The organism is Variovorax gracilis (assembly GCF_030317115.1).
Taxonomy (GTDB): Bacteria; Pseudomonadota; Gammaproteobacteria; order Burkholderiales; family Burkholderiaceae_C; genus Variovorax; species Variovorax gracilis.
On sequence record NZ_JASZYF010000005.1, the window covers coordinates 168,311 to 188,340 of the forward strand.

At 65.1% G+C, this 20,030-nt stretch carries 19 protein-coding genes and 1 pseudogene; 11 read left to right on the forward strand and 9 right to left on the reverse strand.

Annotated features, from left to right (window positions below):
* Positions 1–73: 73 nt before the first annotated feature.
* The 4 genes from QTH97_RS12535 to QTH97_RS12550 all read right to left on the reverse strand — a co-directional run bounded on the left by QTH97_RS12535 (position 74) and on the right by QTH97_RS12550 (position 3,110).
* The gene (locus QTH97_RS12535; RefSeq protein WP_286568475.1) at positions 74–793 is read right to left on the reverse strand and encodes an SDR family NAD(P)-dependent oxidoreductase; all 720 of its coding nucleotides are present in this window, start codon (positions 791–793) and stop codon (positions 74–76) included.
* Positions 794–804: 11 nt separating this feature from the next.
* Entirely contained in the window at positions 805–1,788 is a 984-nt protein-coding gene (locus QTH97_RS12540) for a Bug family tripartite tricarboxylate transporter substrate binding protein (RefSeq protein WP_444813426.1), read from the reverse strand.
* Between the two features lie 63 nt (positions 1,789–1,851).
* Positions 1,852–2,586 carry an SDR family NAD(P)-dependent oxidoreductase gene (locus QTH97_RS12545; RefSeq protein WP_286568476.1) on the reverse strand — a complete coding sequence of 245 codons (735 nt, stop codon included), beginning with the start codon at positions 2,584–2,586 and terminating at the stop codon, positions 1,852–1,854.
* On the reverse strand, positions 2,583–3,110 hold the full coding sequence (locus QTH97_RS12550) for a 2,4'-dihydroxyacetophenone dioxygenase family protein (RefSeq protein ID WP_286568477.1): 528 nt from the start codon (positions 3,108–3,110) through the stop codon (positions 2,583–2,585). The genes QTH97_RS12545 and QTH97_RS12550 overlap by 4 nt, the downstream gene beginning before the upstream one ends.
* Positions 3,111–3,357: 247 nt before the next feature.
* On the opposite strand from QTH97_RS12550, the pseudogene QTH97_RS12555 reads away from it, so the two are divergent.
* The 8 genes and pseudogenes from QTH97_RS12555 to xylB all read left to right on the forward strand — a co-directional run bounded on the left by QTH97_RS12555 (position 3,358) and on the right by xylB (position 12,176).
* Positions 3,358–4,669 (forward strand): annotated as a pseudogene (locus QTH97_RS12555) (ABC transporter substrate-binding protein).
* A gap of 112 nt (positions 4,670–4,781) precedes the next feature.
* Positions 4,782–5,639: a carbohydrate ABC transporter permease gene (locus QTH97_RS12560; RefSeq protein WP_286568478.1), complete on the forward strand. Its 858-nt coding sequence runs from the start codon at positions 4,782–4,784 to the stop codon at positions 5,637–5,639.
* 10 nt (positions 5,640–5,649) lie between these two features.
* The gene (locus QTH97_RS12565; RefSeq protein WP_286568479.1) at positions 5,650–6,474 is read left to right on the forward strand and encodes a carbohydrate ABC transporter permease; all 825 of its coding nucleotides are present in this window, start codon (positions 5,650–5,652) and stop codon (positions 6,472–6,474) included.
* A gap of 27 nt (positions 6,475–6,501) precedes the next feature.
* Entirely contained in the window at positions 6,502–7,533 is a 1,032-nt protein-coding gene (locus QTH97_RS12570; protein WP_286568480.1) for an ABC transporter ATP-binding protein, read from the forward strand.
* A 7-nt stretch (positions 7,534–7,540) separates the two neighbouring features.
* The gene (dalD, locus tag QTH97_RS12575) at positions 7,541–8,959 is read left to right on the forward strand and encodes a D-arabinitol 4-dehydrogenase (protein WP_286568482.1); all 1,419 of its coding nucleotides are present in this window, start codon (positions 7,541–7,543) and stop codon (positions 8,957–8,959) included.
* Positions 8,956–9,744: an L-iditol 2-dehydrogenase gene (locus tag QTH97_RS12580; protein WP_286568483.1), complete on the forward strand. Its 789-nt coding sequence runs from the start codon at positions 8,956–8,958 to the stop codon at positions 9,742–9,744. Before dalD ends, QTH97_RS12580 begins: the two co-directional genes overlap by 4 nt.
* A gap of 23 nt (positions 9,745–9,767) precedes the next feature.
* Complete coding sequence (locus tag QTH97_RS12585; protein WP_286568484.1) at positions 9,768–10,706, forward strand: AraC family transcriptional regulator; 939 nt, start codon at positions 9,768–9,770, stop codon at positions 10,704–10,706.
* A 9-nt stretch (positions 10,707–10,715) separates the two neighbouring features.
* Positions 10,716–12,176, forward strand: coding sequence for a xylulokinase (xylB, locus tag QTH97_RS12590; RefSeq protein WP_286568486.1), 1,461 nt, complete (start codon positions 10,716–10,718; stop codon positions 12,174–12,176).
* Position 12,177: 1 nt separating this feature from the next.
* Here xylB and QTH97_RS12595 read toward each other — a convergent pair whose 3' ends face one another.
* Both QTH97_RS12595 and QTH97_RS12600 read right to left on the reverse strand, forming a co-directional pair.
* The gene (locus QTH97_RS12595) at positions 12,178–12,735 is read right to left on the reverse strand and encodes a hypothetical protein (protein WP_286568488.1); all 558 of its coding nucleotides are present in this window, start codon (positions 12,733–12,735) and stop codon (positions 12,178–12,180) included.
* Between the two features lie 13 nt (positions 12,736–12,748).
* Positions 12,749–12,985, reverse strand: coding sequence for a hypothetical protein (locus QTH97_RS12600; protein WP_286568489.1), 237 nt, complete (start codon positions 12,983–12,985; stop codon positions 12,749–12,751).
* A 247-nt stretch (positions 12,986–13,232) separates the two neighbouring features.
* Between QTH97_RS12600 and QTH97_RS12605 the strand changes: the two genes are divergently transcribed.
* Entirely contained in the window at positions 13,233–13,637 is a 405-nt protein-coding gene (locus tag QTH97_RS12605; RefSeq protein ID WP_286568490.1) for a hypothetical protein, read from the forward strand.
* A gap of 10 nt (positions 13,638–13,647) precedes the next feature.
* Here the strand turns inward: QTH97_RS12605 and QTH97_RS12610 are convergent, their stop codons facing one another.
* The 3 genes from QTH97_RS12610 to phbB all read right to left on the reverse strand — a co-directional run bounded on the left by QTH97_RS12610 (position 13,648) and on the right by phbB (position 17,541).
* Entirely contained in the window at positions 13,648–15,339 is a 1,692-nt protein-coding gene (locus QTH97_RS12610; protein WP_286568491.1) for a cation:proton antiporter domain-containing protein, read from the reverse strand.
* A 37-nt stretch (positions 15,340–15,376) separates the two neighbouring features.
* Positions 15,377–16,732 carry a dicarboxylate/amino acid:cation symporter gene (locus QTH97_RS12615; protein WP_286568492.1) on the reverse strand — a complete coding sequence of 452 codons (1,356 nt, stop codon included), beginning with the start codon at positions 16,730–16,732 and terminating at the stop codon, positions 15,377–15,379.
* Positions 16,733–16,803: 71 nt separating this feature from the next.
* Positions 16,804–17,541 carry an acetoacetyl-CoA reductase gene (gene phbB, locus QTH97_RS12620; protein ID WP_286568493.1) on the reverse strand — a complete coding sequence of 246 codons (738 nt, stop codon included), beginning with the start codon at positions 17,539–17,541 and terminating at the stop codon, positions 16,804–16,806.
* Positions 17,542–17,673: 132 nt separating this feature from the next.
* Between phbB and QTH97_RS12625 the strand changes: the two genes are divergently transcribed.
* Positions 17,674–18,693 (forward strand): ABC transporter ATP-binding protein, encoded by a 1,020-nt coding sequence (locus QTH97_RS12625; RefSeq protein ID WP_286568494.1) that lies wholly within the window; start codon positions 17,674–17,676, stop codon positions 18,691–18,693.
* 28 nt (positions 18,694–18,721) lie between these two features.
* Positions 18,722–20,026, forward strand: a complete 1,305-nt coding sequence (locus QTH97_RS12630; RefSeq protein WP_286568495.1) for an ABC transporter substrate-binding protein — start codon at positions 18,722–18,724, stop codon at positions 20,024–20,026.
* Positions 20,027–20,030: the final 4 nt, after the last annotated feature.

Sequence of the window (20,030 nt, forward strand, 5' to 3'; positions counted from 1 at the left end):
AGTGAGGGAAGGAGCGAAGCGGCCCGGTCATTATCCTCGTGCGATTCACGCCGCTCGTCTTGCACCATCGTCCTCAGGCCACCATGTAGCCACCATCCACCGGCAGGATCACGCCCGTCATGAACGATGCCGCGGGCGTGCACAGGAACATCGCCGCGCGCGCCACGTCGTCCGGCGTGCCCCAGCGCCCAAGCGGCGTACGTGCCAGGATCGGGCCGGCGCGCGAAGGGTCGTCCTGCAGCGGCTTGGTCAACGGCGTGGCGATCCAGCCCGGCGCCACTGCATTGACCCGGATGCCGTCCGCCGCGTAGCTGATGGCGAGCGACTTGGTGAGCTGCGCCACACCGCCCTTGCTGGCCGCGTAGCCGGGCACCAGCCCGCCGCCGAAGAAGCTGAGCATCGATGCGGTATTGACGATGCAGCCCCGGCTCGCCTTCAGCCGCTCGCGTGTCATCGTGCAAACGCGCATGGTGCCCGTGAGGTTCACGTTCAGCACTTTCTGGAAGACCTCCAGGTCGTGCTCTGCGCCGCGCTGGATGATGCCCGCGCAGTTGAAGACGATGTCGAGCCGTTCGATGCCGGACAGTGCCGCCTCGAGGCTGTCGACCGACGTCACGTCGGCCTGCCGGACCTCGACCGCCGCGTCCAGCGTGCCGTCGCCGGCACCCAGTCCGAGGGCCGTCACTTCAGCGCCGAGCGCGGCAAGGTGGTTGGCGATGACCGCACCGATGCCCTGCGTGGCCCCCGCCACCAGCGCCCGCTTTCCCTTGAAAAGTTCTGCCTGATAAGTCATGTCGCGAATGATCAGTTCTTGATGTCGAGCTTGCCCATCAGCGACTTGAAGTAGGCACTGTCCTTGGCCATGACGGCCTTGAAGGCGACGTCGTCCGCGTAGGCGAAGCCCAGGTTCTGCTTCTCCAGTACTTCGCGGAAAGCGGCTTCGTCCGAGGCCTTCTTGCTCAGGTCTTTCAGGTACGCGACGACTTCCGGCGGCGTGTTCTTCGGCGCCGCAATGCCGCGCCAGGTGCCGATGGTCAGGTCGATGCCGCGCTCCTTCAGCGTCGGCACCTTGTCGAAGCCCTTCACGCGCTGGTCGGCCATCACGGCCAGCGTCTTCAGCTTGCCGGCCTGCACATAGGTCGTGACCTCGGCCGGGCTGACAGCCACGGCATCGATGTGGCCACCGAGCAAGGCGAGCACCGCCGGGCCCGCACCCTGGAACGGCGTGTGGTTGAACTTCACGCTGGTCTTGTCTTCGAGGGCGGCCGCTGCCAGGTGCCAGATCGATCCGTTGCCGGCGTTGCCCATGCTGAGCTTGCCGCTGTCCTTCTTGGCTGCTGCAAGGAACTCCTCGATGGTGTTCCATGGTGCATCGGCGCGCACGGTGATCGCGGCCTGGTCGGCATTGAGACGCGCGATGGGCGTGAGGTCATCGTAGGTGAACTTCGCGAGGCCCATGTGCGGCAGCGTGGTCAGCTCGACCGTGACGACCGCGAGGCGATAGCCGTCCGGCTTGGCGTTGATCACGTCCTGCCAGCCGATGGCGCCGCTCGCGCCCGGCTTGTTCACGATGATCATGCTTTGAGGCATGTGCTTGCGCGTGGCATCGGCGAAGGCGCGCGCCAGCGCATCGGTGCCGCCGCCCGGCTGGAAAGGCACGACCAATTCGATCGGCTTGCTGGGAAAGTCGCGCGCCTGCGCCGAGGCCTGGCCGGCAGTGAGCAGTGCAGCGGCGGGCAGCATGGACAGGACCGCGAGGCGGCGCAGATTTTGAGCGAATCGAATCATGGGATGTCTCTGGTGGTGTTGGAAAAAGGGATGACGTTGCACACAGGGGCGCGACGCCGCGAATCAGTAGGTTGCGCGTCCGCCTGAAAGATCAAAGACAGATGCGGTGTTGAAGGTGCATGAGCCCGAGCAGAGCCACGCCACCATCTCGGCCACTTCGACGCTTTCCCCGAGACGCTGCATGGGGCTCTTGTCGATCATGGTCCGTACGTGCGCGGGCGACATCTGCGCCAGGATCGGCGTGCGCACTGCGGCCGGTGCGATGGCATTGACGAGGATCCCGGTCGTCGCGAGTTCCTTGCCGAGCGACTTGGTCAACGCGAGCACGCCCGCCTTGGCCGCGCTGTAGGCCGAGGCGTCGGGCGTGCCCTCCTTGCCGGCCAGCGATGCGATGTTGACGATGCGCCCTGCCCCCGCTGCGCGCAGATGCGGCACCACGGCCCGGCAGACGTTGAAGGTGCCGACGAGATTGACGTCGACGATGCGCCGCCACATCAGCGGGTCGTAGGCATCGACCGGCATCGTCGGCCCCGCGAAGCCCGCGCTGTTGACGACGAAGTCGATGCGTCCGAATCGCCTCACGACTTCCTGCGCGGCGCGCTCGACGCTCTCGAGGGCGGTCACATCGACCTGCCACGCATCATCGTCGGCGAGCTCCGCCATGTCCCAGACGGCGACACGCGCGCCGCAACGCCGCAGGTGCGTGACGACCTCGGCGCCGATGCCGCTCGCCCCGCCCGTGACGACCGCCACGGCGCTGGCGAAGTCGTAGCTTGCACGGCCGTAGTTCCCGCTCATCGAATGAACTGCTTGGTGAAGTCGTCGCCCAGGCCCACCGCCTCGAAGTGCTTGCGGCACATGTCGATCTTGGTGAACACGTCCTCGTAGCCCATGCCCTTTCCCCAAGGGTCGGTGTAGTACATGACACCGTTCACCTGGAAGTACGTGATCATTTCCTCCACATCCTCCGGCACGTACAGCGTGTGGGTTTCACCCGGCGGTTCGAACACATAGCTGCCTTCGGTGGCTTCCCAGTCGTGCTCGAGATAGCGCCAGCGCCCCTTCAGCACGAACCCGTGCACCGCCTGCGGATGACGGTGGCGGCTGAGCACGCCGGACTTGCGCACGCGCAGCAGGTTCATCCAGTAGCCCTGGCTGGCGTTCAGGCACAGCGGGCGAAACCACACGTTCTCCGCCTGCGGCACCCACAGCCGTTCGTCCGTCGGGATCGCATGAGGCACCACGATCTCCGGCAGCGCGTCGGGCGGGTTCGGGTACTGGTAGGGGGTCTTCGGGTTGGGGTCGGAGTCATCGAGGGGCATTTTGCGATTTGTCCATATTGTGGATGAATGTCCATATTGTAGATTTTTTGGACTTGCTGCCTACCTGCGTAAACCCTGATTGGAGTCGCCTTCCCCCACATCCCTGCTTTCCGAAACTAGGGAAGTCACCGATCAACCAGTGCATTGAAGTATTGGAAATGGCGAAACCAGTACCAAACCCGCAATCAGGAGTCTCCAGAATCCGGCCCACGGCGACCGCCTGTCGCTGACCACAAGGAGACAACTCATGAAGCGTTTTCTGAAGGCGGGCCTGGTGCTCGCGATCGCAGGCACCGGCCTCGCGCACGCCGCGACCGAACTGGTCATCGCCACCGTGAACAACGGCCACATGATCGAAATGCAGAAGCTCACCAAGTTCTTCGAACAGGCGAATCCCGACATCAAGCTCAAGTGGGTGACGCTCGAGGAAGGCACGCTGCGCCAGCGCGTGACGACGGACATCGCGACCAAGGGCGGCCAGTTCGATGTAATGACCATCGGCATGTACGAGACGCCGATCTGGGCCAAGAAGGGATGGCTGCTGCCGATCGCGACCGACGCCGCCTTCGACGTCGACGACTTGCTGCCCGCGATGCGCAACGGGCTCTCGGCCGACGGGAAGCTGTATGCCTCGCCCTTCTACGGCGAGAGTTCGATGCTCATGTACCGCAAGGACCTTGCGGACAAGGTGGGCTTCAAGATGCCCGACCAGCCGACCTGGACGCAGGTGAAGGAGTTGGCCGGCAAGATCCACGATCCGAAGGCCGGCATCTACGGAATGTGCCTGCGCGGAAAGCCCGGCTGGGGCGACAACATGGCGCTACTCACGACCATGGTCAATACCAACGGCGGCCAGTGGTTCGACATGAGCTGGAAGCCGCAGATCGACAGCAAGCCCTGGCATGACGCGATCAACTTCTACGTCGACCTGATGAAGGCATACGGTCCGCCCGGCGCCTCGGCCAACAGCTTCAACGAGAACCTCGCGCTCTTCAACGAAGGCAAGTGCGGCATGTGGGTCGACGCGACCATCGCGGCTTCCTTCGTGAGCGATCCCAAGCAGTCGAAGGTGGCTGACAAGGTGGCCTTCGCGCAGGCGCCGGTGGCCGTCACGCCCAAGGGCGCGAACTGGCTGTGGGCGGGCGTGGGCATTGGCGATCCCGGCGAGTTCGCAGAAGGTCGATGCGGCGCAGACCTTCGTCAAGTGGGCGACCTCTAAAGACTACGTCAAGCTCGTCGCCAAGGAGCACGGCTGGGGCACGGTGCCGACCGGCACACGCAAGTCCACCTACGCATCGCCGGAGTTCATGAAGGCGGCGCGCTTCGCCGAAGCCGAGAAGAAGGCCATCGACACTGCGAACGCGAACGACAGCACTTTGCCCAAGTCGCCCTACGTCGGCGTGCAGTACGCGGCCATCCCCGAATTCCAGGCCATCGGCGTGGCAGTGGGACAGCAGATGAGCGCGGCCCTCTCGGGGAAGGTCACGGTCGACCAGGCCTTGAAGACTTCCCAGACTGCCGCCGAACGCGAGATGAAGAAGGGTGGCTATTACAAGTAGCCCAGGCAGCGCGCACTGCGTGTTGCTTCGCCCGCCCCCCGAGGGGGGCGCTGCCGGCGGACCGGCACGGCCGGATCCGCGGCAGCTCCTGACCAAGCATGGGGAACCATCTATGAACCGCTTGTTGCCTCGCGCGCTGATGGCGCCGGCCGTGGTCACGCTCCTCCTGTGGATGCTCGTGCCGCTGGCGATGACGCTCTACTTTTCGTTCGTCAACTACAACCTCATGCAGCCTGGCGAACGTACGTTCAACGGGCTGGAGAACTTCCACTACTTCGTCACGGACCCGGACTTCTGGCCCGCCGTGTGGAACACGCTGGTGCTGATCGGCAGCGTCATCATCATCACCGTGGTACTGGGCGTGCTGCTGGCCCTGCTGGTCAACGAGCCCTTCCCCGGACGCGGAATCGTGCGCGTGCTGCTCATCTCGCCCTTCTTCGTCATGCCGACGGTCAACGCGCTGCTGTGGAAGCACATGATGATGAACCCCATCTACGGCATCCTCGCCGACATCTGGCGCAGCTTCGGCGCGGAGCCGGTCGATTGGCTGACGGACGTGCCGTTGTTCTCGGTGATCATCATGGTGGCCTGGCAGTGGCTGCCCTTCGCCTGCCTGATCTTCATCACCTCGCTGCAATCGCTCGATCGCGAGCAGATGGAGGCCGCACGCATGGACGGCGCCACCGCCTTCCAACGCTTCGGCTACCTCACCCTGCCCCACCTGGGCCGTCCGATGGCGGTGGTGATCATGATCGAGATGATCTTCCTGCTCTCCGTGTTCGCGGAGATTGCGGTGACGACCAATGGCGGACCGGGCAACGAGAGCACCAACCTCACCTACCTGATCTTCAAGCAGTCGCTGATGAATTTCGACGTCGGCGTGGCTTCGGCGGGCGCGCTCTTCGCCGTGGTGCTGGCCAACATCGTGGCCGCCTTCCTGATCCGGATCATCGGCAAGAACCTCGACTGAGGGCACCGGCATGCAAACCGAAAACATCCTCTCCCTGGGCCTGCGCACCGTGGGCGCATGGGTCGCGTCGCTGCTGCTCTTCTTTCCGCTGGGCTGGCTCGTGCTGACCTCGTTCAAGACCGAGCTGCAGGCCATCCACGTGCCACCACTCTTCATCTTCGAGCCGACGCTGGAGAACTTCACGGAAGTGCAGCGACGCAGCGATTACCTGCTCTTCGCGAAGAACTCGCTGATCACGAGCGTGGGCTCGACCGTCATCGGCCTGCTCATCGCCGCGCCGGCCGCGTACTCGATGGCCTTCTTCCGCACGAAGCGCACGCGCGACATCCTGATGTGGATGCTCTCGACCAAGATGATGCCGGCTGTCGGCGCGCTGGTGCCGATCTACGTCATCGCGCAGACCGCGGGCCTGCTCGATACGCGCACGGCGCTGACCGTCGTCTTCACGCTGTCCAACCTGCCGATCATGGTGTGGATGCTCTACACGAGCTACAAGGACATCCCGCCCGAGATCCTCGAAGCAGCGCGCATGGACGGCGCCAGCCTGTGGACCGAGTTCCGTCACGTGGTGCTGCCACTGTCCGTCGGCGGGCTCGCCTCCACCGGCCTGCTGTGCCTGGTGCTGAGCTGGAACGAAGCCTTCTGGGCACTCAACCTCAGTTCCGCCAAGGCCGGCACGCTCGCGACGCTGATCGCCTCGTACTCCAGCCCCGAGGGCCTGTTCTGGGCCAAGCTTTCCGCCGCCTCGCTCATGGCCATCGCGCCCATCGTGGTGTTCGGATGGTTCAGCCAGAAGCAACTGGTGCAGGGCCTCACCTTCGGCGCCGTCAAGTAATCGAACACGCAAGACAGGGGACATTCCATGGCCTATCTCCAACTCGACAACATCCAGAAAAGCTTCGGCGACACGCATGTCATCAAAGGCGTAAACCTGGAGATCGACAAGGGCGAGTTCATCGTGTTCGTCGGTCCCTCGGGCTGCGGCAAGTCGACGCTGCTGCGGCTGATCGCCGGCCTCGAGCCGATCACCAGCGGCAAGCTCTCGCTCGACGGCAAGGACATCACGCACACGCCCTCGGGCAAGCGCGACCTTGCAATGGTGTTCCAGAGCTATGCGCTGTACCCGCACATGAGCGTGTACGACAACATGTCCTTTGCGCTCAAGCTGGCGAAGGTGTCGAAGGAGGTGATCAAGACCAAGGTCGACCACGCCGCGAAGACGCTGAACCTCACGCAGTATCTGAGCCGGACGCCGAAGGAACTCTCCGGCGGCCAGCGGCAGCGCGTCGCGATCGGTCGAGCGATCGTGCGGGCCCCCAAGGTGTTCCTCTTCGACGAACCTCTCTCGAACCTCGATGCGGCGCTGCGCGGCAATACGCGCGTGGAGATCCACAAGCTGCACCGCGCACTCGGCGCGACCAGCATCTACGTGACTCATGACCAGGTCGAGGCCATGACGCTCGCCGACCGCGTCGTCGTGCTGCGCGACGGGCTGATCGAGCAGGTCGGCACGCCGATGGAGCTGTACGACCGACCGGCCAACCAGTTTGTCGCGCAGTTCATCGGGATGCCATCGATGAACATGGTCGAGGCGAAGGCGATACCGAGCTTCTCGGCGCTGACGGGCGGCAGGCTGCCGACCGACGGTTTCCTCGGCGTCCGGCCGGAGGGCCTGCGCGTGCACCACGGACAAGGGACCGGCGCGCCCGCCCGCGTCGAGCTGATCGAGGCATTGGGCGCCGACACCCTGATCCACATCGACGTCGGCGGCGTGGCGCTGGTCGCGCGCCAGAACGATCGCACGGACCTGCAGGCGGGCGACGCCGTGTACGTCGAGCTCGACCCTTCGGTGCTCCACTTCTTCAACCGCGAAGGCCGCACCGTCGCCGCCTGACACTGCCATGGCCGATTCCACTTCTTCCGGCTTCGTGGTGCTGCACCTCGGACTGGGCTCCTTCCATCGCGCGCACCAGGCGGTGTACTTGCAAGCGCTGATCGATACCGGCGACCAGCGCTGGTCGCTGGTCGGCGCCAACCTGCGGCCCAACATGGCCGACGTCGAAAACGCACTGCGGGCACAGGGCGGACGCTACACGCTGGAGACGGTTTCGCCCGCCGGCGCCTACCGTTACCAACGCATCGAAGCCATCCGCGAAGTGCTCCCCTACGACGAGAAGCTGACCGAAGTCGTCGCCCAGGGCGCCGACCCGCACACCCGGGTGATCTCGTTCACGGTGACGGAGGCCGGCTACTACCTCGATTCGAACGATCGCCTCGATTTCAGCGTCGCCGATCTCGCGAACGACCTCGACCGGGCGCGAACGGGTCATGCCGGGAGCACGATCTACGGCGCGGTCTGCGCGATCCTGGGCGCGCGCCGCGCGGCGAATGCCGGTCCCGTCACATTGCTGAACTGCGACAACCTGCGCCACAACGGTGACCGCTTCCGAAAGGGACTGCTGGAGTTCATCGAGCGCGCCGGGCCATCCGGGCTGCTCGACTGGGTGCGCGCGCAGACGACCAGCCCCAACGCCATGGTCGACCGCATCACGCCCAGACCGCCACCCGAACTGCGCCAGCGCGTGTTCGAGGCCACGGGCTGGGACGACGCCGCGCCGGTGACCGGCGAGAGCTTCATCCAGTGGGTGATCGAGGACGATTTCGTCAACGGGCGGCCGGACTGGGGCCGCGTCGGAGTTCAACTGGTGGATTCGGTCTCGCCCTACGAGGAAGCGAAGATCCGCATCCTCAACGCGAGCCACAGTTGCATCGCGTGGGCTGGCACGCTGGTGGGCCTGCAATACATCCACGAAGGGACGCACATGGCATCGATCCACCGCATGGCCTTCGACTATGTGACGGATGACGTCATTCCCTGCCTGAACTCACCCGAGCGACCCAGCCCGGTCGACCTGCCCGCCTACCGCGACGTCGTGCTCGAACGCTTCGGCAACCCCGCGATTCGCGATACCAACCAGCGGGTGGCGATGGATGGCTTCTCGAAGATCCCGGGCTTCATCGCGCCCACCGTCCGCGAACGGCTGGCGCGCGGCGAAAGCATCGACAGCGTGGCGATGTTGCCGGCCCTGTTCCTGGCCTTCCTGCAGCGCTGGCACAGGGGGGCGCTACCCTATGTCTACCACGACCAGGGCATGGACGAATCCGCAGCGCATGCCATCTGCGACGCAGCCGACCCCGTCGCTGCGATGAGCGCGGACCGGACCTTGTGGGGCGGCACGGCCGGTGACGCGCGACTCGTCGAAGCGATCCGCAAGGCGGACGCGCGCGTTCAGGCATTCATCCAGCGGAGCGGCAAATGACAGGCCGTCTCGCAGAACGGCACGTCCTGATCACCGGTGCAGGCGGAGGCATCGGGCTCGCCATTGCTGAAGCCTGTCTGGCAGAAGGCGCTCGCTGCACGCTGGCTGACCTGTCGGAGGATCCGTCCGACGGCGTGCAGGCCCTGCGGCGCAGGCACCCGAATGCATTGGCCTACGTGGCGGCAGACGTCACCAGCATGCCCTCGGTCGGCGGCATGCTCTTCGCCGCGCAAGCATCGCACGGCGCCATCCACACGCTGGTCAACAACGCCGCCCTCTTCGACATGGCGCCGCTGCTGGAAAGCAGCGAGGCTTCGTACGACCGCCTGTTCGCCGTCAACGTGAAGGGCATGTTCTTCGTCATGCAGCGCGTGCTGCAGCACATGGTGGATGCCGGTGTGCAGGACGGCTCGGTCATCAACATGGCCTCGCAGGCCGGCCGTCGCGGCGAAGCGCTGGTGTCGCACTATTGCGCGACCAAGGCGGCGGTCATCAGCTACACCCAGAGCGCCGCGCTCGCCATGGCGCCGCGCGGCATTCGAGTGAACGCCATTTCTCCAGGCGTGGTCGATACACCGATGTGGGATCACGTCGATTCGCTGTTTGCCAGATACGTGCACCTCGCACCGGGCGAGAAGAAGCGCCGGGTGGGTCTCGAAGTCCCCCTTGGCCGAATGGGCACCCCCGGCGACATCGCCGGCGCCGTCGTGTTCCTGGCGAGCGACGCAGCGCGATACATCACGGCGCAAACACTCAATGTCGACGGTGGTAATGTCATGAGCTGAAGGTGCATGAGAAGGATCCTTTCATGACATCGTTACGCCAAAGACATCTGCCCCGGCACCGCGAGCCCGAGCTCGAACGCGACATCACGCGCTCTCCTTCGCTCGGCTATGAGGCGCCCGAGGAAACGGGCCTCGTGCGCTGCCTGGCACACGGCTTTCCGAGCCCGCTGGTGCGCTGGCACTTCCACGAGGAGTACGAGCTGCATCTCATCACCGAGACCTCGGGCAAGGCTTTCGTCGGCGACTGGATCGGCCCCTTTCAACCCGGCCATCTGGTTCTGTGCGGACCGCGACTGCCGCACAACTGGATCTCGCTCGACGCACCCGAAGGCGGCGCGGCCGGCCGCGACCGCGTGATCCAGTTCCGGCACGATCCCATCGAGCGCGCAGCGGCAGAGATTCCCGAACTGCGCGAAGCGCTCCAGTTGCTCGAACGCTCGCGTCACGGCATCGAGTTCTTCGGCTTCGCGGATCGCGCCATGACGCACTGGAATGCCGTGAAGGCCGCGCACGGCCTGCAGCGGCTCGCACGCTTCCTCGAATACCTGGCCGACCTTGCCCAGTGCACCGACTACCGCCTGCTCTCCAACGTGCAGATGCAGGGCGTGGAAGGCGACGCCGAGGTCGACCAGATCAACGTCATCGTCAACCGCATCACGGCCAACCTCGCCGAACCGATCGTGATGGCGGACATCGCCGCCGAGCTCGGCATGAGCGAAAGCCGCTTCAGCCGCTTCTTCAAGCGCTCGACCGGCAACAGCTTCACCGACTTCGTGAACCGCGTGCGGATCAACAGCGCCTGCCATCTCCTGATGCAGACGGACCACTACGTGACCGACATCTGCTATCAGGTCGGCTTCAACAACGTCGCGAATTTCAACCGGCGCTTTCTCGAGATCAAGGGCATGACGCCGACGGAGTTCCGGCGCCAGAGCGACAGCCGCTTCGGCAGCCTCGCCTGAAGGACCGCCGTGTATCTCGGACTCGATCTCGGCACTTCAGAGCTGAAGGCGCTGCTGCTGGACAAGGACCATCGGATCGTCGCGCTGGCCCGCGCCGCGCTTTCCGTCAGCCGGCCCGCGCCGTTGTGGTCGGAGCAGGCGCCCGCGCAATGGTGGGAAGCACTCGAAACCGTCATGGCGGCGCTCCATCGAAGCAGTGCGCACGCGTTGTCGGCCGTCCGGGCCATCGGGCTCTCGGGGCAGATGCATGGTGCCGTGGCCATCGACGCGGCCGGCGAGGTGTTGCGCCCCGCCATCCTCTGGAACGACGGCCGAAGCGCCGCGCAATGCGAGGCCCTCGAGGCGCGCGTGCCACGGCTCAGGGCGATCGCCGGCAACCTCGCCATGCCGGGCTTCACCGCGCCCAAGCTGTTGTGGATGCAGGAGAACGAGCCCGATCTGTTCGCGCGAACGGCCTGCGTGCTGTTGCCGAAGGACTGGCTGCGCTACAGGCTGAGTGGCACGCTTGCGAGCGACATGTCGGACGCCTCGGGCACCCTGTGGCTCGACGTGGGCGCGCGGGACTGGTCGGACGAACTGCTCGCGGCCTGCGGGCTCCGTCGCCAGCAGATGCCCGGACTCGTCGAAGGCAGCGCCGTGGCCGGCAGGCTGAAGCCGGAACTGGCGGCCCGGTGGGGCCTGCGAGCCGACATACCGATCGCGGGCGGCGGCGGCGACAACGCGGCGAGCGCCGTCGGGATGGGCCTCGTGAGGGCCGGTCAAGGCTTCGTCTCTCTCGGCACTTCGGGGGTGATTTTTGTCTGCGGTGATCGCTTCGCGCCCGATCCCGGCCGCGCGGTGCACGCTTTCTGCCACGCGCTGCCGGGACGCTGGCACCAGATGTCGGTGATGCTATCGGCGTCGAGTTCGGTGAGTTGGGCCGCGCGCAGCTTCGGCCTCGGCAACGAGGCCTCGTTGCTGGCCGCCGCGGCGACGTTGGACGCCGAAGCGCGCCGCCAGTCCCCGCTGTTCCTTCCCTATCTTTCGGGCGAACGGTCGCCGCACAACGATGCGAATGCGCAAGGCGTGCTCTTCGGACTGACGCACGCGCATGGACCGCCCGAGGTCGCGTATACCGTGGTGGAAGGCGTGAGCTTCGGGCTTCGCGACGGGCTGGACACGCTCGTCAAGCCAAGCGGCGACCTGGTTCTCGTAGGCGGCGGCGCGCGCAGTTCGTGGTGGGCGCAGTTGCTGGCCGACATCCTCGAAACGCCGCTCGCGGTGTGCGAAGGCGGCGAGGCGGGAGGCGCGATGGGCGCGGCGCGGCTTGCCTGGCTGGCAGATGGAGGGTCGGAAGCGGATGTCTGTCGGCAGCCGGAGGTGCGGCAGCGCTTCGAGCCGAACCCGGCGCATACAGCCATGTACGCAGCGCGCCATGAACGCTTCATTGCGCTGTACGCCGCCTTGCGCCAGACCCAGGTCTGGGGTTGATCTACCCGAAGGACGTGCGCAGACCTGCGTAGTCGGTCGGGCCGCTGCTCTCGGGTGGATTGCCCGTGGCCGACATCCAGGCAGAAATGCTGGGCAGCCGGCGATCGAAGTAGTTGTGCAGGCGACCCCAGTTGCCGTCCTCCCCATGCCCTTCGGTCATTTCGAGTGCCTCCACCGCGATGGTGCGAAGGCTGCTCACCATGGCCAGCGACCGCCCATCGAGCAACTGCAGCGTCACTTCGCGCCCCTGCGCAAGAACCTCGTGGAGGATGCGCCGGTGCACCGTGTAGTCGTCCCAGCTCCGCTTGCCGCAGGCGTCGTTCAGTTCGCGGAAAACCCAGTGCATGTTGTTCGCGAACATGGCGGCGACCTGCCCGGCCTGCAGCAGGCTTTGCTTCGAACTCGCCATCTGCAGCCGGACCGCCCACAGGATGGCCGCCAGCACGCCCAGGGTCTGGACCCACGCGGCCCACTCGCCCGACGTGGAAGGCCGATAGAACCAGCCTGCGACAACCAACGCCACGGTGCCCGCGGCAATGGCCGCTCCTAATTTCCGCATGGTTTCCCCAGAATCAAGGTCCGCGCATCTCAGTCGTGCGCGGACCGTCCTTGCCAAACATCTTCCGGATCGCCGCAACACCCGCGACCAAGGCATTGGCGTAGGTGCGATGAGGATCGCTCGCCGCTTCGATCGGCAGGTAGGGAAGCGCATCCTCCATGTCGTAGTCGGTGGCTTCCATCAATACCCAATAGAACTCGCCCTCTTCGAGTTCCTGGACGGTGAGCGCGATATTTCGCAATTGCGACATGGAGTTAGCGGGGGGAGCCATGGATAGTGATAAGACAAAACGATCCTATTCACCCCTGCGGATAACGCCTAGCGACAATTTCACGAATCGTCACAAATGTGACCAGTCGTAATTAAATACGCAAATCCGGAAATTCCGCAAGCCCCCCTTTCGGGCAATTTCGATCGCGCCAACCAGCTTCCCCTAGCGCTGCGTCGGTGCCAGGCCTAAGCTAGCCATATCGTCCAATCCACCGCGAGGAGGAGACATGAAGCACTTCACGCTAGACAAGCACATGACCGCGACCCTCGGCGGCGCCTTCTATCCCACAGGCCATTCCGTGGTGATGTTTCCGGACGCGCAGGATGCCAACCGTGTCGGACACCTGTTGATCGACGACGGCTTCAGCGGCGACGAGGTCTACCTGATCCCGCCGCATATCCTGCTCGAACAGATCACGCCCACCATCCACGAATCGGACAGTCCCCTGCCCTCTGCCGGGACCGATGCCGCGACGGTCCGCGCCTACACCGAGCTTGCCCGGGAGGGCCATACGGCCCTGATGGTCAGGACCAAGGACGAGGCGACGGCGGAGCGCCTGATGGTGCACGTGCGCAAGGTGCCCTATTCGATCGCGCAGCGATATCGGACGCTGGTGATCGAAGACCTCTGATCAAACTCCGTCAGACGCTGGCTGCGCGCAACAGCACCGCACGAGCCATGGCCTGGGCCAGTTCGTGCTCGCCGAGAAACACCGTCGCTGCCGCTTCCTGGGTGAGCAGGCGGGCCTCGTCCTCGTTGTGGCTGCGGATGACGGTCTCGATCGACGGATTGAGCGTGCGCGCCGTCTCGATCATCTGGCGCACGTTCATGGCATCGGCCGTGGCGACCACGAGCACGCGCGCGCGGGCAACGTGTGCCTGGATGAGCACCGCGGGGTCCGCCGCATCGCCCCAGACCGCCGCCATGCCTTCACTGCGCAGCTTCTCCACGAGCTCGCGGTTCTGCTCGGCCACCACGAAAGGAATGTCGTGCGCCTTGAGCGCGGCGGCGATCCGTCGCCCGACGCGGCCGTAGCCGACCAGCACCACCTGCCGTGACAGGTACTTCGCCTCGGTGCTCATCGGAAGTTCGGCCAGCGGATCGTCCCGGGCTTCCAGCCCGCGCGCGAAGGACGAATGGGCGTGCAGCCATTTCTGCAGCGGCTCGATGAGGCTGAACCACAGCGGGTTGCTGGCGATGGAGATGAGCGCCCCGGCCAGCAACAGGCTCTGGCCCTCGGGCGGCAGCAGACCCAGCCCGGCACCCAGCGCGGCCAGGATGAAAGAGAACTCGCCGATTTGCGCCAGGCTCGCGCTCACCGTGAGCGCGGTGCCGAGCGGATAGCGAAACAGCAGCACGAGCGCACAGGCCGCCACGGACTTACCGACGACGATCACCAGCACCACGGCCAGCACCTGCAGCGGGCGCTCGATCAGCACCGACGGGTCGAACAGCATGCCGACCGAGACGAAGAACAGCACGGCGAAAGCGTCGCGCAGCGGCAGCGATTCCTGCGCCGCCCGGTGACTGAACTCGGACTCGCGCATGACCATCCCGGCAAAGAAAGCGCCCAGCGCGAAGGACACGCCGAAGAGCGCCGCCGACGCGAACGCGATGCTCACCGCCGCAGCCACCACGCACAAGGTGAACAGCTCGCGCGAGCCCGTGCGAGTGACCTGCCAGAGAATCCAGGGGAACACGCGACGCCCCACCACCAGCATCAACGCGACGAAGCCGCCGACCTGCAGCAGAGTGAGCCCCAGGGTCTGCCAGAGGGGCGCACCGTCACCTGCACTCTCGGTGCCGCCCAGCGCCGCACCCAAGGGCGGCAGCAGCACCAGCACGAGCACCATCGCGAGGTCTTCCACGACCAGCCAGCCGACCGCGATACGGCCGGTGAACGACTCCAGGATGCCCAGGCTTTCGAGCGCGCGCAGCAGCACCACCGTGCTTGCCACCGACAAGGCCAGCCCGAACACCAGCGCCCCGCCCGGGCTCCAGCCCCACCACGTGGCGAGCGCGCCGCCGAGCAGCGTGGCGACGGCGATCTGAACCAGGGCCCCGGGCAGCGCGATCTTTCGCACCGCGAGCAGATCGTCGAGCGAGAAGTGCAGCCCGACGCCGAACATGAGCAGCATCACGCCGATTTCCGCGAGCTGCGCGGCAATGCCCGCATCCGCGACGAAGCCGGGGGTGAAGGGGCCGATGATCACGCCGGCCAGCAGATAGCCCACAAGCGCCGGCAATCGCAATCGCGCCGCAAGAAAGCCGAGGACGAGCGCGAGGCCGAGGCCAGCCGCGATGGTGTTAATCAGTGAAACGCTATGGGGCATCGTCTTGCATTCTGCAAGAACGACGCCCGTCGCAGGGTCAGGATGCCATCTTTTCCGTACGGGCGTTGATCAGTTCCTCGGGCTCCTGCGCCTCGATCCATGTCTCGTTGTTCAGCCCGGCCTGCAGTCTTTCGACGTCGAGCTCGTCCGTCCACTTGGCAACGACGATGGTTGCGACACCGTTGCCGATCAGGTTGGTCAGCGCCCGTGCCTCGGACATGAAGCGGTCGATGCCGAGGATCAGCGCCAGACCCGCCACCGGCACGTGCCCGACCGCCGACAACGTCGCCGCCAGCACGATGAAGCCGCTGCCGGTGACGCCAGCCGCGCCCTTCGATGTCAGCAGCAGCACCGCCAGCAGCGTGAGTTCCTGCATGAGGGTCATGGGCGTGTTGGTGGCCTGCGCGATGAACACCGCCGCCATCGTGAGATAGATCGAGGTGCCGTCGAGATTGAAGGAATAGCCCGTCGGAATCACCAGGCCCACGACCGTCTTCCGCGCGCCGAGGTTCTCCATCTTCTCCATCATGCGCGGCAGCACCGACTCGGAAGAGGAGGTGCCCAGCACGATCAGCAGTTCCTCCTTGATGTACTTGATGAACTTCCAGATGCTGAACCCGTGGAACCGCGCGATGCCCCCCAGCACCACGAAGATGAAGAGCAGGCACGTCAGGTAGAAGGTGCCCATCAGCTTGCCGAGCTGGAACAGGGAGCCGACGCCGTACTTACCGATCGTGAAGGCCATCGCGCCGAAGGCGCCGATGGGCGCCAGCTTCATGATGTAGCCGATGATCACGAAAAGCACGTGAGAGCCTTTCTCGATCATGTCGAACACCAGCGTGCCGCGGCCGCCGAAGCGGTGCAGAGCAAAGCCGAAGAGCACCGCGATCAGAAGCACCTGCAGGATCTCGCCCTTGGCGAAGGCGTCGACCACCGTGTTCGGAATGATGTGCATCAGGAAGTCGACCGTGCCTTCCATCTTGCCCGGGCCGGTGTAGGCCGCCAGCGCCCGCGTGTCGAGCGACGCCGGGTCGACGTTCATGCCCGCCCCGGGCTGCAGCAGGTTGACCAGCACCAGCCCGACCACCAGCGCGATGCTGCTCACGACCTCGAAGTACAGCAGCGCCAGGCCCCCGGTCTTGCCGACCTTCTTCATGTCCTCCATGCCCGCGATGCCGACCACGACCGTGCAGAAGATGATCGGCGCGATCATCATCTTGATCAGCTTGATGAAGGCATCGCCCAGCGGCTTCATCGTCTCGCCGACCGAGGGAAAGAAGTGCCCGAGCAGCACCCCGATGACCACCGCGGTGATCACCTGCACATAAAGCGACTTGTAGATCGCGGGCTTCTTTCCGGGTGCTGCGGGCACTGCTGCTGCGGCTGAGGTCATGGAAACACTCCTTGAAAACAAAAAAAGACCCGCGAGGGCGGGTCTTTTCTGTGGTGCTGCGCAGCGGGCCCTCAGTGCATGTGCAGCCCGCCGTTGACCGAGAAGTCGGCCCCCGTGGAGTAGCCGCCTTCATCGGTCGCGAGCCACGCGATGATCGATGCGATCTCGCTCGGTTCGCCCAGGCGCTTGACGGGAATGGTGGCGACGATCTTGTCGAGCACTTCCTGGCGGATCGCCTTGACCATGTCGGTGCCGATGTAGCCCGGGCTCACGGTGTTCACCGTCACGCCCTTGTTGGCGAGTTCCTGCGCCAGCGCCATGGTGAAGCCGTGCATCCCGGCCTTGGCGGCCGAGTAGTTGGTTTGGCCGGCCTGTCCCTTGGCGCCATTGACCGAACTGATGTTGATGATGCGGCCCCAGCCCTTTTCCACCATGTCGCCCACCACCTGCTTGGTGACGTTGAACATGCTGTTGAGGTTGGTTTCGATCACCGAGCTCCAGTCCTCCGGCGTCATCTTGAGGAACATGCGGTCCCGTGTGATGCCCGCGTTGTTGACCAGCACGTCGATGCTGCCGTGCTCCGCCTTGGCCTTGGTGAAAGCCTCGACGGTGGATTCCCAGTCGCCCACATTGCCGACCGACGCGTGGAACTCGAAGCCTTCCGCTTTCTGTTCCGCCAGCCATTTGGCGTGATCCCGCGTGGGGCCGCAACCAGCGATGACGGTGAACCCGTCCTTGTGAAGGCGTTGGCAAATGGCCGTTCCGATGCCCCCCATGCCCCCGGTGACGTATGCGACTTTCTTGCTCATATGTGTTCCTTGGTGTGTGCAAGCCCTAACAGGCGCTGTTCACTGTAGCGAAGTTTCTCACCAACACCCGATCAGGAAAACACTGACCCTTCTTTGCAACCGGGTGTCACAAGCGCTCCATATACTGGATTGATGTCCTCCATTGCGTTGATCGATATCGCCAAGTCCTGGGGCGAAAGTACTGCCTTGCACGCGGTCAACCTCCGCATCGAACCTGGATCCTTCTGCGTTTTACTCGGCCCTTCCGGTTGCGGCAAGTCGACGACGTTGCGCATCGTTGCAGGTCTGGAGACCGCAAGCAGCGGAAAAGTGCTGATCGACGGGCGCGACGTGACGACCTTGCCGCCTGCCCAGCGCGGCATTGCCATGGTGTTCCAGAACTACGCGCTCTTTCCGCACTTGAGCGTGGCCGACAACATCACCTTCGGCCTGTCCGTGCGCAAGACGCCAGCGGCCGAATCGGCCAAGCGGCTGAGCGATGCCGCAGCCCTGCTGGGACTGGGGGCACTGCTGGACCGCAAGCCGTCGCAGCTCTCCGGCGGCCAGCAGCAAAGAGTCGCTCTCGGCCGCGCCTTGGTCGCGCAAGCCAAGGTTTGTCTCATGGATGAACCACTGTCCAACCTGGACGCGCAATTGCGGCAGGACATGCGGCGTGAATTGCGCGATCTCCAGCGCCAACTCGGGCTCACCGTGGTCTACGTCACGCACGACCAGGCCGAGGCGATGAGCATGGCAGACCAGGTCATCCTGCTGAACCAGGGGCGGGTCGAACAGGCCGGCATGCCGCGCGATCTCTATGCGCGGCCCGCCACCACTTTCGCGGGACGCTTCATCGGCACGCCGCCGATGAACCTTGTCGCACTCGACGACCACGGGCGCATCGCCGCCAGCGACATCGCGACCGGCGTGCAAGCCGCCATGCTCGGCGTGCGACCCGAGGCGATCGCGCTCGATCCGCAAGGCATCCCCGCGACCGTGCAGAGCGTGGAATACCTCGGCGCCGACCTGGTGCTGCGCTGCGGCATCGGATCGCAGACGCTGCTGGTGCGCACTGCCGGCCAGCACCGCGCCGAGCCGGGCGACCGCGTCGGCCTGCGCTGGGCGCCCGAGGACTCGCACGGCTTCGACGCCGGCGGACAACGGATCGATTGATTCTTCACCCCAAAGGAAAAAAAAGACCATGCAACGCAAGACTTTCATCCGGACGCTCGCCGTCCAACTGATGGCCGCCGGCGGCCTCTTCGCCGGCGCCGCGACAGTGCTGCACGCACAGACGCCGGTGGAACTGCAGTTCTATTACCCGGTGGCAGTCGGCGGCCCGATCGCGAAGACCATCGACGGATTCGCAGCCGGTTTCATGAAAGAGAACCCCAACGTCAAGGTCACCCCGATCTATGCGGGCACCTACCAGGAAACCATCGTCAAGGCGCTGACCGCGCACAAGTCGGGGACGCCGCCGGTCACCTCCGTGCTGCTGTCGACCGACATGTTCACGCTGATCGACGAAGACGCGATCGTTCCCTTCGACGACTTCGTGAAGACAGCCGAGGACAAGGCCTGGCTGAACGGTTTCTACAAGGCCTTCATGATGAACAGCCAGACCGGCGGCAAGACCTGGGGAATTCCGTTCCAGCGCTCGACCGTCGTCATGTACTGGAACAAGGAGTTGTTCAAGGAAGCCGGTCTCGATCCCAACAAGCCGCCGACGACCTGGGCCGAACTCAAGGACGCCGCCACCAAGCTGACCAGGAAGGATGCGAGTGGCAAGGTCACGCAGTGGGGCGTGCAGATTCCGTCGAGCGGCTTCCCCTACTGGTTGTTCCAGACGCTGACCACGCCCAATGACACCATCCTCGCGAACGAGGCCGGCACCGCCGTCCGGTTCGACGATCCGAAGGTGATCGAGGCGCTGCAATACTGGGTCGACCTCGGCAAGGCCGGCATCCACCCGCCGGGCGTGGTCGAGTGGGGCACCACGCCCAAGGACTTCTTCGAGAAAAAGGCCGCGATCATCTACACCACCACCGGCAACCTGACCAACATCAAGGCGAACGCGAAGTTCGACTTTGGCGTCGGCATGATCCCCGGCAACAAGCGCAAGGGCTCGCCGACCGGCGGCGGCAACTTCTACATCTTCAAGAAGTCGACGCCGGCCCAGCAGGAAGCCGCCTTCAAGTTCGCCAAGTGGGTCACCCAGCCCGAGCGCGCCGCGCAGTGGAGCATGGACACCGGCTACGTGGCCGTCTCGCCGGCCGCCTACGAGACCGACACGCTGCGGAAGTACGGTCGCGACTTTCCCGCCGCGCTCGTCGCGCGCGACCAGTTGCCGGTGTCGGTCGCCGAGTTTTCCACGCACGACAACCAGCGCGTGACCAAGGCGCTGAACGACGGCCTTCAGGCCGCGCTGACCGGCAGCAAGACGCCCGCGCAAGCCATGCAGGACGCGCAACGCGAGGCGGACCGCATCCTGCGCACGTTCAAGTAGGGAC